This is a genomic window from Agrobacterium vitis, assembly GCF_013337045.2.
Taxonomy (GTDB): Bacteria; Pseudomonadota; Alphaproteobacteria; order Rhizobiales; family Rhizobiaceae; genus Allorhizobium; species Allorhizobium vitis_B.
The window spans coordinates 610,231-624,698 of sequence record NZ_CP118260.1 but is presented as its reverse complement, the minus strand read 5'-3'; the positions used below and the strand labels follow the sequence as shown (position 1 = coordinate 624,698).

At 60.3% G+C, this 14,468-nt stretch carries 2 protein-coding genes; both read right to left on the bottom strand.

Annotation, left to right across the window (positions count from 1 at the left end; translation table 11 throughout):
• Positions 1-15: 15 nt before the first annotated feature.
• Entirely contained in the window at positions 16-7,125 is a 7,110-nt protein-coding gene (locus tag G6L01_RS20525; protein ID WP_070165430.1) for a beta-ketoacyl synthase N-terminal-like domain-containing protein, read from the bottom strand.
• Entirely contained in the window at positions 7,122-14,420 is a 7,299-nt protein-coding gene (locus G6L01_RS20520; RefSeq protein WP_174089300.1) for a type I polyketide synthase, read from the bottom strand. The genes G6L01_RS20525 and G6L01_RS20520 overlap by 4 nt, the downstream gene beginning before the upstream one ends.
• Positions 14,421-14,468: the final 48 nt, after the last annotated feature.

Sequence of the window (14,468 nt, the reverse complement as noted above, 5' to 3'; positions counted from 1 at the left end):
GATATCCTCCTCGGATTAAGCCGGTTTGATGGAAATGCTCATCGACAGCGCTTCATAGATACGCAGCCGGTCATTGAACAAATCGGTATCGGCAATCACCACCAGACCTTCGCCTTCCCGGCGGATTTCCTTGATATGCACTTCGAGGCCCATGCGCTTGTCAGTGCGCAGCAATTGGCCGCGATAGCGCCAATTGACCGGCACGCCGACCGCAATGCCGAAGCGTGGATTGGCAATCCCCGCGTCCAAACCTGTTTGGATGGCAAAGAGCTGCATGGCTTGCAGGATGGCCTCCAATCCAAGCGAGCCGGGCATGACCGGATCGCGGTGGAAATGGTTGGTGAAATACCATTCGCCCGCATCAATCGTCCGCTCGCCCTTGACATAGCCGAGGCCGAACTTGCCGCCCTCGCGCACCAGGCTTGCCTGATGCAGCAGCCGGAACCGATGGCCGGGCGGCAGCCGCCAATGGGGCTTGTCCGCTGTACCGGCAAACAGATGCGCGGAGGCCGGGTTCAGAAGATCGAATTCCTCGGCTTTCGCGCTGTTTTCCTCCAGCCAGAACTTGCTGAGCTTGCCCTGGTCAAGGCCAAGCTGGTTTTCCAGCGCCCGCTTGGTGAAGTAGCCGAAGGAAGATTGGCCCTGATAGAAAGGCTGACCATCAACCTTCAGGTTGAAGTCGAAGTTTTGCAGGATCGAATCCGTCACCATCGCATTGCTGAGCAGTTTCTGGCTGTGGCGGATCGTCCTGCCGCGCACATCCGGGTCGGAAAGATAGACCGCCGTGCCATCCAGATTGCGGATCGAATATTCCTTATCGGGATATTTCAGGGTTGGCCCCAGCGCATAGCCATTGAGAATGGCTGCCTGAAGCGCCGATTCCAGCACCACGAAATTCGGGATATGCGGATGGCTGTTTTCCTGGAAATACCAGCTGTCGGCAGCCGCATCATATTCGGTATCCATCACGGCACCGGGGACCAACTGGCCGCGCGTGCCTGTGGTTTCCAGGCAGCGATCGACAAACTGGAAGCAACCATTCGGAATATGCGGGGCGCGCAATTCCTCGCCGTAAATGTTGAATTCCGGGCCGAGACCGATGCGCAATTCGCCCTTGGCCGCGTGGTGCATGCTCATTTCATTGAGCACGACCTTTTCACCGCTCTTGGTTTTGCGTCCGCTGAACCAGGTCGGATCGCCAAAGCGCGGCTCAACCGAGACGCCGGGCTTTTCCACCACCTGCAAGCCCAGATTGGACACACGCACCAGCGGCTTGCCATGCTCATCATAGATCAGCACATCGGCGATCACATAGGGACGCGGCAGCAGGGCGCTTTCCTGAATGAACAGCTTATAGTGGACCTTTTTCACGTCAGGGGTGATCTGGCCACGGACCGTGATCTGCATTTCCCGGTGAGTGACCGGCTCAAACACCCCATCGGCAAAGCATTGATGCATGCCATTGGCGATCAGATAGACCTTGAGCAGCTGGGTTGCGCCTTCGGCGATCAGCGACCCCGGCAGGACCGGATCATCAACAAAATGCGAGGTATAATACCAGCCATCGGCGTCAAAGCTCTTTTCGGCCTCCATGACATAGTGTTCGCCCTGCCAGGAGCCGATATCGGTGACACGGTCAATCATCAGCAGCATTTCGGGCGGCAGTCGAATGGAGCTGCCGCTTTCCGGATGCTGCGAACCGGGGCCGAAGACCTCGCCGATCCGGCCCTCGGACAGCGCCACCAGATCGGATTTTTCCAGCGTGTCGCGCACCCGTGGCAGAAGGGGTTTGACCAGAGTGAGCGGGGCTGCGGGCGGTTGCTTGATGACAACGCCGCCACCGGCATTCAGCTCATCCTCGGTGAAGAAACCGGCGCAACCGCTGTGCAATTGCAGCGCCAGTTCGCCATCGACATAGCCGTCATAGCGGAAGAAGAACAGCAAGCCATCGCCCTGCCAGACGAACCGGTCGATGGTGATGTCAAAGCGCAATGTACTGCCTGCCTGCGGCAGGCGGCCGTAAAAGCTCAACCGCCCATCCAGCAGCCGGTATTTGCGGACACCCTTGTTCTTGAAATCAATGCCCAGCAGCGCAACCAGCAGCAAATCCGACTGACCGGATTCCACGGCAATGCCTGGAGGCATCTGGCCGTCGATCAGATACCAGGCGTCGGCTGGAACATCATATTCTGTTGTCAGCGAGCAAGGCTTGTATTCCCCGAACGTGGCATCGACCTTGGTGACCCGCGACACGAAGAAATAGGGCGGCGCTGGCAGACGAACCCGAACCGGATAATCATCAATTGGCGCAAATTGCGCGCCCAAGGCATCGGCAACCTTGCCGCTGGCAAAGGTCAATAGATCCTGTTCATCCAGAAACCAGCCCTTTTCCTGCTTTTCACGGGCGCTGGCAGGCAGTACGGAGGCCACGGCAACAGGTGCTGGCGTCGGCGCAACGGGTGCAGGCGCAAGGGCGACAGGCTGAGGTGCCTCAATCTCCAATACGGCAGGCGCGGCATCAATGGTTGCCGGATGGGACAGGCTACGCTGAGCTGGCCGTACCCCATGTGCCCCATTTCCGTGTGCCCCATTTCCGGCATGCTCGCGCCAGATCTGCACGAGGTCGGACTGGGTTTGCAGGAACGTTTGATGGCCGAGGCGCTGGCGCTGCAAAAAGGCTTCGACAGCCTGGGCGATCCGCTGAGACTTATCCTGGCTGATGGTAATATTCTTGGCCATGAATGGTTGATCCGCTTCGACAGGTTTCGGGGAAAGAGATGGAAGACCGGGATTTGGTCTTGCTGGCTGATAGTCCGGCTGGACGTCGTCTTGGGTGTCGTCATCCAGCAATTCGTGGACAAAGCTGGTGCCTTCGAGGATGAAGGCTGCCGTCGGCCCCCAAGCAATAGACCTTGCCACAGCGCTGGGCGTGAATGGCAGCGCTGCAGCGGGTTTGGTTTCCATCGGCCTGATCGCATCGCCAGCAGTGGCACGCAAAGCCGCACCGCCCGGTTGCAGGCTGATGACGGTTTTGGAACGTTCAGCCTTTGCCCCAGGCACCAGGCTGGTAAGATCGACCCTGACACCGTGAGAAACCAACCGGGCAAGAGCCGCAAGCAGGCTGCGCCCATCATCGGCCCCACGCTGGTTAAGATTGATCGACAGATAATCCCGACCTGTGAGGCATGAATTCACCCAGCGACTGCATGTGGCCGAAGGTCCGCATTCGATGAATATCCGGTAGCCATCGTCATAGGCCTTATCGACCAGCCGCACGAAATCCACCTCAGAGCACATCACATCGGTAATGGTCCGCGACAGGCCTTCACGGCTGAAATCCGTCATCCGCCCATAGGTCGAGGTGGTATAAAGATGCAGATTGTCCGCTGGTGCTGTGGTCGGATGATCGTGCAGGGCGGAAATCTGATGCGCGACCCTTTGCAGCAGCGGCACATGCAGGACATGTGAGACCGGGCTGCGATAGGCGGAATAGCCTTCCAATTGCTTGACCAATGCCGTTACCGCTGCGGGCAGACCGGCAATCACCACTTCCTTGGGGCCATTCACATGGGTGATGAACACATCGGAACGAGGAGCAATCGCGTCGCGCACCGTCTCCACCGGAGCAAGCAGCACATAACTCGACCAGACCTGATTGTCGCGGACCTCAGGCCCAATATCGAATGTGTCGCGCACCGCCTGACGGGGACCGCCAATCGAGGTTTCGAACAGTGGCAGGTCGTTGCGCAAGCCATGCTGGTCTATCGGCCAGATGCCATTGGCAAACAACATGCTGACTTCGCCCATGGAATAGCCAAGCGCACCATGGGCCTGCACACCGAACTGGTCCCGCAGCAAGGCGGTATACATCAGGGCAAAACCGACACCGGTCTTCATCATTGCCGCAATGTCCTGCTGCATCCCGGCTTCGGTCTGCATCAGTCGCACAGTCGCGTCCTGCCCGGGCTTGTGGCGCGGATAGAGCTGGTCATGGCAGAGGGTTGCCGCCGGATCATCAACAAATTGCTCGAAAGCACGCAGGCTGTCGGGGTAACGGCGCAGCAATGTGCGTCCCAGATGCGGATAGCTGTTAAAACCACCGGGATACATGAAGGCGATCTTGCCCTCTGCGCCCTGTGGCCGGTCGGTAAAATAGCTGCCCGCAGGCGTCTGGAACTCCACCCCTTGGCCTTCACCCAGGAATTTCTGCGCCTGACGCGCTTCGGTCAGCAATTGCGCCGGATCTCGACCAGACAGGACCAACACCCGTGCACTGGGCCTTTCACGAAGATTGGCTAAGGCTTCGGTTTGCAATGCCTGCCATGGCGTTCCCTGTTCAAGTGCCGCGATGACCGTAGCAAGAACACCCACGAGGGCTCCCCGGTTCTCGGCTGCGACCGGCAGGAAGGGTGGGTAATCGGCTTCCGGCTGGCGCAGGGTTTCCACCACCGCTTCGCTGAGACGGAAGGCGGCGTAGCTGCCGAACGGTCCAGCGGCACCCACGCCCGCCACAAGCGGACGGCTCCGCTCCTGGCGCGTCCACGGCACGCTTTCGGCCAGAATCCCAAGCCCGGCCTGTTCGATGGCGACCGCCAAAGGCTGGTTCACCTCCGCATTCAGCCAGGCCGGTGGCGTGGCCGGAAGATAACGGCCCGAAAGGCATAGCGCCGCCCGGATCAAGGCCGCCATGGGCTGGGCAACCTTGCAATGACCGCTCAAGTGTTCAACGCCGCAGACGACCGCACCGGGAGCATGGGTGGCAACCGCCGCCAGTTCCGCCCCATCGCCGCCGACCTGTCCGGCCATGTCCATCAGATCAAGGCTGTGTCCATCGACAATGGTCGCCAGTGCAACCGCAATGGCACTGTCCTCACCTTTGCCCATATGACGGATGGAAATGTTATCAAGTACCGCATAGGGTGCAGCACTTGCGCCCAAACCGGCGGGAGCAAGCAATATCGCACCCGCGCCATCGCCTAAGGATTTGGCGGCTTGTGGGTTCGCACCCGCAGAGCCGGCCTGTTCCAGCGCATAGGCTTCCAGACCGGCATTGAGATCAACCGCGACAATCAGCGCTGCTTCCGCCTTGTCATCGGCAATCATCAACCCGGCCTGTTCAATGGCATAGGCAACGCCCAGCATTCCAGCCGAAAGCGTGAAAACCGGTCCAGTGAAATTCCATTGCGAGGCAATGCGGCTGGCGCAGATATTGCCGATATAACTGGTGATTTCCGTGGAGCGCAGCGGTCCCAGAACAGCGCGTTTGCAGGCCTCGATCAGGCCGTGACGCTCATCCTCGCTGAGCTGAAGACCCTGCCGCACCAGCGCCTGGTCTATCCAATCCGGCACCAGCGTGCGGCCTCGGCGCAGATGGGCGCTCAGATCCAGCTCCAGCACCACCAGTACCGCCACCGGGCGGGCGGAGCGCTTTTCGCCGATATGGCCATAGCCAGCATCGGACAGCGCCTCATTGGCCACCTTTAGCACCAGTCCCTGCTGGGCGTTGAAGGCTTCGGTTTCGGCAGGAGGGATACGATTGCGAAGGAAATCAATGTCATAGGCGTTGATGGCAGCCTGAGGTGGCGCATCGGCAGTAACCGTAGCGCCACGCCAGCGACGATTGGACGGTTCGGCCCAGACAGGCTCACCGCCAAAAGACGCCGCCTCGAAAGCCTGGAGGCTGGCGGCATTGCCGTAATGGGCGGCCATGCCCCGGATTTCCAGCGGCGGCGGTTGGAGGGTTTTTGCCGCGCCATTATCTCCTTGCGTCCGTTCCCCTGAGAACGTCCGGTCATCGGAGACGATCATATGCGCATTGGTGCCGCCAAAGCCGAAGGCGGAAATGGCCGCATGACGCTTGCCAGCCGGTGTCGGCCAGCTCTGGTTTTCGACCACCAGCCGCTGCTCCATGCCCGGCGCGTCCATGCTTTTTTGCAGTTTTCCAATGCCGGGCGTAGCCGGAATGGTACCTTCCTGCATGGCCAAGATAACCTTGGCCAGACTGCTCATGCCTGCCACAGTCAGAAGATGGCCGACATTGGCCTTGACCGAACCGATCAGCGGGAAATGCTGCTTATCCGCACCGAAAAAGCGTTGCAGCGATGTCAGTTCTGTGCGGTCGCCAAGCGGCGTGCCGGTGGCATGGCATTCGACGTAATCGATCTCTTCAGGCTGCACGCCGGTGCGGGCATAGGCGCGCTGATAGGCCAGCCGCTGGCCATCGGCATTGGGGACAAGCATATGCTGACCCGTGCCGTCATTGGAGAGGCCGACACTTTCGATGACAGCGAGGATGATGTCATTGTCGCGCAGCGCATCTTCCAGCCGCCGCAGCACGACGACGCTGGCACCCTGACCCGTGACGATACCATCCGACGTGCTGTCGAAGGGCTGGCTGACGCCATTATTCGGAAAGGCACCGAGATCGCCGAAGGAGACATGGATCAGCCAAGGGTCGGGCAGGCAGACGCCCCCCGCCAGCATGGCATCGGCCTGTCCGCTCCGCAGATAACTGGACGCAAGTTCGATGGCGTAAAGGGAGGAAGAACACGCAGCATCAAGGCTAAAGCTTGGGCCGCCGAGGCTCAAGCCTCGTGTTACGGCATAGATGCCATCGGCGCTGAGCACACCATGTTCGGCGGGTGGTGCCGTCAAAGACGTGTCCACCAACGTCCCGGACGAAAGCCCGAGACCGTCTTCCAGCCCTGCGGCTATTTCCCGCTCCCAGACCGGGACAACGGCATTGTTGGAGGCGAAGGTCGGGAAGGTATAATTACCAAGCACCATGCCAACCCGGCCAAGATCGACCCGCTCGCCAAGCCTGCTGGTCTGCAAGGCCTCTTCGGCAACCCGTCGGGCCAATTGCCAAGGCAGATCGAGGCCATCGCCGCCTTCATCTGCAAGGCCCTTGGTCACCTCGTCCAGATCGACGAAGCCGCCGCGGAGCCAGCGAACCTGATCAACATCCTCCTGACTATCCCTGAGATAGAAAGGGTCGATCCGGAAGTCCTTGACCCCGCCCGTCGAGCGGGAGTCGTTTTTTGCAAGGAGGTTGCGCCAATAACTATCCAGGTCGTTGGCACCTGGAAAGCAGAGCGACAGGGCGGTGATCGCGATGCGGCTCATTTAACAGCCTCGACGGATTTTGATCCCTGCGCGCCAGACTGCGCCTCGTCACGCTTGACCGTGGTGGCCACCAATTGCATCTGCAAGCGGCCATCAAGGTCATAGCCCGTCAGTTCCCAATCCAGTTCCTGGGCGCGGCTGGCCTTGAGGCGGGCGGCAATCAGCCAATCTGATCCAGGTTCAGGGCGGCTCGTCAGCGTCGCCGATCCAAGCCGCATCGGCAGGCTTGGGCTATCAGCTTCCAGCCGCGTTGCGGCCAGCGCTGCTTGCAGCACCGCATCGACAGAGACAGCATCCAGCAATGTGCTGTCAGCAAATCCGTTCAGTGCCGCACTATGGATGGCCGCGGGCTGGGCGATGCGGAACAGGTAGCTCGCGGTTTCCAGCTTCCTGTAGGTCTTGAGCATTTGCAGGCTCTCGCCATGGAACAGCGTGCCGTCCGTATAGAAGCCATTGGCAGGTGTCGAGGGTTCCAGCGAAGGCAGAGCTTTGCCCGGCTGTGGCGGCATGAAGGCGGCCTTGCGCAGCAGGATATTATCCGCCTTGTAGCGTGGGCGACCAGACCCATCGGCCAGCATCACATCCAGCCGGATGGTTTCTTCCGTCTCGGCGCGGAGTGCGCTGAGCGACAGTTCGAAATCACCGCGCCAATCCTTGTTGATGACAAGGCCGTTCAACACGTTGAACTGATCGAAGCCCGAGAATGTCCAGCCTGGAAGCAGGCTTTCCAATCCATCCGCAACGAGGCCAAGTACGAAGGCGGCTGGTACGACAGGACGTCCCTTGATCTGATGATCGGCCAACAGCAAGGACTTCGTCCAGTCGTGGCCGCTCAGCGCCAGCCGCCTCGGTGCCTGTGGCAATTCGGCAAAGGGGACGAAGCGGGCATTGATCGGCTTCAACCCACCCACCAGGACTGCGCCGGTTGCTGGCAGAGGCATGGCGGTTTCCCGGGCAAAGAACTGACCACCGATATCGCGTGGGATGATCGGAACGCCGCGTTTCATGAAGATATCGCGGATTTCCGGCGTCACCATGCCGCCAAGCCACGGGCCCCAATTGATCGCCCTGACATCGACACCCTTCACCGACTGGCTGGCGGCGAAGCGGTTGAGCATTTCATTGGCCATGGCGTAATCGGCCTGACCCGGATTGCCAAACAGACCGGCAACCGAGGAAAACAGCAGAACGCGGTGGAAGGGCTTGCCCGTCAGCGCCTTGATCAGACCGGCCAGACCGAAAATTTTCGGCGTGAAGACACGGTCCATTTCGCTGATTTTCTTCTGGGCAATCGCCGCATCGGCAAGCGCGCCAGCCCCATGCACAAGGCTGATTTTCGCGGCCTTCTGAATTTCGGGGTGATCGCCGAGGCTGGAAATCGCCGGAGAGGAAATATCGAGCGACAGATAGCTGGCATGGCTGCCGAGCTTTTCAAGCGCGGCCAGCAAGTGGCGGATTTCACGGCCCGCCAGAACCCCACGCACTGTCTGATCGATCAGCTTCGGTGTCACCGGCGCTTTCCCTTCGCGCAGTGCGGCAAGGGCTGCGCCCTTCAATTGCGCGTCGGTTTCGAGACCTGCAGCCCAGGCCGGTTCGGCTTCAAGCGCGGAGCGACCCAGCAGGAGGAAGCGGCGAGGAGCGGCAGAGGCTAAGGCCAACACGCAATCGGCTGTCACACCCCGGGCACCACCGGTGACGATGAACAATTCATCGGGATCGGCAACGGTCACGGCATCACTGGAGGAAATCGCCTCGATGGAAGGCTTCCAGCGCCCCTGCCCGTCAACACCGATTTCGGTAATGCTGTGGCGAGCATCGAACACTTCCTGCACCAGCAGATCGGCAGCGGTAGCATCTTCGATCTGCGGCGCAATATCGACGGCGCGGGCAAAGATATGGGGTGCTTCGGCGGCATAGGTCTTGACCAGGCCGGACAAGGCACCCGCCGCGACCGTTGCAAGGCTGCCGTCCCGGTAGCCAAGGGCTCCATCCATCCGCGACAGCGTCATGAACACCGTGCGACCCTGGGAAGCCCGCGCCGTGAGCGGCGTGATCGACAACTTGGCGAGCAGCAAGGCCCGTTTCAGCCAGAGAACCGATGCATCACTTTCAGCGCCGGGAAGCGCGTTGTCGATTGTCTTGGGGTGAACATAGATCACCCCATCCCATGGACCCTGAGCTTCGAATTGCTGTTTCAGCTCGGCTTCGTCCTTGCCAGCCGCCAATTGCGGACCAGACTTCGAGGAGACCTTACCTTCGAACCGCAGCCAGACAGCTTCGATACCCTTGCTTTTCAATCCCTTCTGAAGGGCAAGGATCAGGGCATCATCGGTACCGGTCAGTAGAAATTTTGCTCCCTTTTGAAAAGCCTGCTGCGTCACCAGATCGAGCGGAGCTGGCAAAAGGGTGACGACACCGCGCCCGATCAGATCGTCACCATCCTTAAAAGAAGCGAGAGCTGCCTCTTTCTGCTGGGGCTCCCCAGCGTTTGAAGCCTCCCCCTCGGCAAGGGTCAGAATTTGGGCCAAGGTGCGCAATTCACCCATACGATCAGGGGAAAGCTCCGCCATTTGCGGCAGGCGCTCCTTCAAGGCGCCGAGAATTTCCACGCGCTTGATCGAGTCGATGCCGAGATCAGCTTCGAGGTCCATATCGAGGTCGATGACATCGGTTGGGTAGCCGGTCTTTTCACTGACGACGGCGAGAAGTGCTTCGCGGACAGCGCCAGCGGGCAGTCCGGCAGTTTCAGGAACAAGTGCCTGTGTCGGAGCGAGCGCCGGGACGACGACAGATGCCGGGACAGGTGCAGCCGCCGGGGCAGCAGGCGCATCCGTGACCGCACCTTCGGTGGCCAATGCCAGAATTTGGGCCAGCGTGCGCAATTCACCCATACGATCAGGCGAAAGTTCGGCCATTTGCGGCAGACGCTCTTTGAGCGAGCCGAGGATTTCCACACGCTTGATCGAGTCGATGCCAAGATCGGCTTCGAGGTCCATGTCGAGGTCGATGACATCCGAGGGATAACCGGTCTTTTCGCTGACGACAGACAGCAGGGCTTCCCGCACAGCTCCGGCCGCAACAGCAGGAGAGGTCGCCGCCGATACGGGAGTAGCGATAGAGACGGCGGCGGGCTGTGCGACCGGAGCAGGAGCGGCGGAACCAGCCAGTTCCAGAATTTGGGCCAGCGTGCGCAACTCACCCATGCGATCAGGAGAAAGTTCGGCCATTTGCGGCAAACGCTCTTTCAGCGAGCCGAGGATTTCGACGCGCTTGATCGAGTCAATACCGAGATCGGCTTCGAGATCCATCTCGAGATCAATGACATCGGCGGGATAACCGGTTTTTTCACTGACAACCGCCAGCAAGGTTTCCCGGATGGCTCCGGCCGCGACAGCCGGGGCGGATGCCACTGGTGTCGGGGCGACGATGGACGCAGCGGCGTGCTGCGCGGCCGGAGTGGCAGAGGCTTGAAGCGCCGGGGACGCAGAGCCTGCCAGTTCGAGAATTTGGGCCAGTGTGCGCAGCTCACCCATACGATCAGGGGAAAGCTCCGCCATCTGCGGCAGGCGCTCTTTCAGCGAGCCGAGGATTTCCACACGCTTGATCGAGTCGATACCGAGATCGGCTTCGAGATCCATGTCGAGGTCGATGACTTCTGCGGGATAGCCGGTCTTTTCACTGACGACAGCCAGCAAGGTATCGCGGACAACTGCTGCTGGCGCAGCGGATGCGGCAGCAGGAGCCGCGGCCTGTGAAACCGGCGCAGCAACAGGCTTTGCGGGGACAGGAGCCGACGGGGCCACGGCAACCGGTTTGGCGACTGGGGCCTGAACCGGGGCGGCAACCGGCGCAAATGCCGGGGCTGCGACCGCAGGTTTGGCGGCGGCAACAGGTGCGGCATGGGCGACAGCGGTTTCGATCATCCGCTTGACCGGTTCATGCCTTGCAGGCTCATGCTCAACCGTCCTGACGCGAGCAACGGGCAGTTCGCCCTGACCAAGAAACAGGCTGGGCAGGCTGCGCATGAATTCCCGATGGGTGAGGTTGGTTTCCTCGTGGATCTCGCAGAGCATATCCACATGCGCGGCGCTCAACTCGCCTGCATTGTGCACCAGGGCTTGCAAGGCGCTTTGCTCGAACTTGAGATATTCGCGATGCAATTCGCCATTGGACCGCGCCAATTCAGCGACGATATCGCCGCCACCGAGAGCCACGGCTGGCTCAGACGAGGATTCATTCTTCAGGATGGACATGGGTTTCTCCGCAAATGACGATCTGGAGGCAGGCGCCGTCAGGGCAACGGCTTGTTTGGGTGCCAAAGGCTCGGACGGCTTTTGCACGGATGCCGCTTTAATTGAGAGCGCCGGGGATGGCGCAGGAACGCCGAACGCGACATTTGCAGCGACTGGCTTTGCTGGTTCCGAACGGACAGGAGCTGGGGCAGCAGCCAGCGGCTTTGCGGCGACAGGCTGTGGCGGCGTGGGAACCGGTTTAGGGGCAACCACAACCGGATTGGCCAGCGCCTTGGCAAAGGCCTCCTTGCGGGACGGTGAGACGTAATTCATGCCATTGAGATTGATCTCGCCCTTCTTGGCCGGAGCCTCGATAAGGCCTTCGGTCCCGACCGGGCTTTCAAGTGCAATACCGGCAACCGCCAGATCCACCACCGCTTCGATAAGACCGGCATCCGCCTTGTCGGGCTGACCATGGTCAAGCGCGATTGCCAGATGGGGCCGGTCGCCGAGAATATCGGCGGTCATTTTCGACAGCGTCGAGCGCGGGCCGAACTCGATGAACACGCGGATGCCATCGGCATACATCTGCTCAATGATCTTGACGAATTCGACCGGCTCGCGCAACTGCCCCTTGAGTTGAGCGGCAACATCCGCAGCCGATGCAGCATAGGGCTTGCCATTGCGATTGGCATAAACCGGGATCTGCGGCACGGCAAAACTGGTCTGGTCGATCCGCTCGGCAAATGCGGTGACAGCGCCTTCAACCTGCGGCGTGTGAAACGCCCCGGCAACATTCAACCGGACAAAGCCGATGGAGGCGGCCTTGAGGTCGGCTTCGAATTTCTCGATGGCCTCGACTGCACCGCCAACCACGGTCTGCTTCGGCGTATTCAAATTGCAGAAATGAACGCTGCCCTTGGTGGCGGCAATCAGGCTTTCCAATTGCTCCCGCCCGGCTTTGACAGCCGTCATCGTACCAGCACCATCGCCGGTCACGGCAGCCATGGCATCGCCACGCGCCTTGGCCAGGCTTGAAAAATCGGCATCGCTCAAGGCCCCGGAGGCCCAAAGCGCCGTCAATTCGCCGAAGCTATGGCCAGCCACCGCTTCCAGCTTGAGGCCAAGATTTTGCAGCCAGCGATAGTGACCTGCCGACAGTGCGCCAATTGCCGTTTGGGCATATTGCGTGCGGCGCAAGGCCTGTTCCTGTGCCTTGCGATCCGCATCGTCAAAGGCCGGGATCGGGAACATCACCTGGCTGAGGGGCTGGGCGCCGTCCTTGGCAAACAAGGTATCGGCCGCACCGACGAAATCGCCGAGCGCTGGAATGGCGACCGCAGCCATGCGGCCCATATTGGGATGCTGCGACCCCTGTCCGGCAAACAGGCCGGCCAGCTTGGCATTTGCAAATGCACTGGGGCGGAAAGTGATGCCCTTTGGATGACGCCATTCGGTTGTGGCATGGCGGCTGTCGAGCAATTGGATCGCTTCACTCAACAGAGCGCGGCGGCTGGTCTCGTCTGCGGCCACTAGGCCCAGGCGCGGATGGTTTTCAGGGATTGAAACGTCGAAAGGCCAGGCAGTTTCGCCTGTGGCGGTGAGAAGGTCTTCACAACGCTTGCGCAAAGCCGCAACCGTCGGGGCTGCAACGACGATGGGTCGCGGCAGGACGCTGCGCAGCTTCGGTGCCTTCGCGGTCTGTGGTGCTTCCTCCAAAACGAGATGGAAATTCGTACCACCAAAGCCGAAGGCGCTGACACCAACCCGGCGCTTGGCGGTCTTGGGATCGCGGAACCAGGGACGCGCCGTGGAATTCAGATAGAGTGCCGTCTCTTCCAGACCCAGCTTCGGGTCCGGCCTGTTAACATTGATGGTCGGGGGCAAGACGCCGTGCTGCAAAGCAAGCGCTGCCTTGATGGCGGAAGCGGCCCCCGCTGCTGCCTTTGTATGGCCGATCTGCGATTTGACCGAGCCGAGCGCGATGGGCGAAGAAGACCCATCATTGTCCCAGCTCTTCAGGAAGGTCTTGAGACCATCCACTTCGGTCGCATCACCCACCGCCGTGCCGGTGCCATGGGCCTCCCACAGGTCAACATCATGAGGAGAGATGCCCGCCTGCTGATAGGCGCGTTGCAACGCCTTGACTTGTCCGGCGGCGCGCGGTGCGTAAATGCTCTTGAACTTGCCATCGCTGGCCGAACCGAGACCCTTGATGACGGCATAGACCTGGTCGCCATCGCGTTCGGCGTCTTCCAGCCGCTTCAGCAGCATCATGCCGATGCCTTCGCCAATCAACGTGCCATCGGAATTCTCATCAAACGGCGAAATCACCCCCTTCTTGCTGAAGGCGGGCGTCTTGGAAAAGCACATATACATCAGGATTGTGTTTTCGGCGTCGCAGCCGCCGGTCAGCATCATGTCGGCGCGACCGCTGTGCAGCTCATCGACGGCCATGCGCATAGCCGCCAGCGAACTGGCGCAGGCCGCATCCACCGTGCAATTGATGCCACCAAGGTCGAAGCGGTTGGCGATACGCCCGGCGACGACATTGCCCAACATGCCGGGGAACGAGTTTTCCTCCCAAGGCGCGTAGGCAAGCTTCAACGTCTCGACGATATCGTCAACCTGGGCCTTGGGAAGGCCCCGGCTCTCCAGAACCTTCTGCCACAGCGGATATTGCAGGCGCGAGGTTAGCGGCGTCACCAGCGAATTGGCACCGGTAATACCGAGCACGACGCCAGTCTTTTCGCGGTTCAGCTTGGCATGTTCGTAGCCCGCATCCAGAAATGTCTGCTTGGCGACGCTGAGGCTAAGGATCTGTAGAATGTCAGTGACATCGAGCTGAGACGGCGGCAGACCGAACTCGACTGGATTGAAGGCCGTTTCAGGAATGAAGCCGCCCCGGCGCGCATAGGTCTTGTCAGGCGTTGAAGGATTTGGATCGTAGTAATCGGAGATTTTCCAATGGGTCTCCGGCACGTCCTTCAGGCAATCCTTACCTTTGACAATATTGTTCCAGTATTCATCGGCATTTTTTGCTTCCGGAAATAAAGCTCCCACGCCAACAATTGCGATAGGAGAAAAAACATCATATGCGCGCTGCGAGAA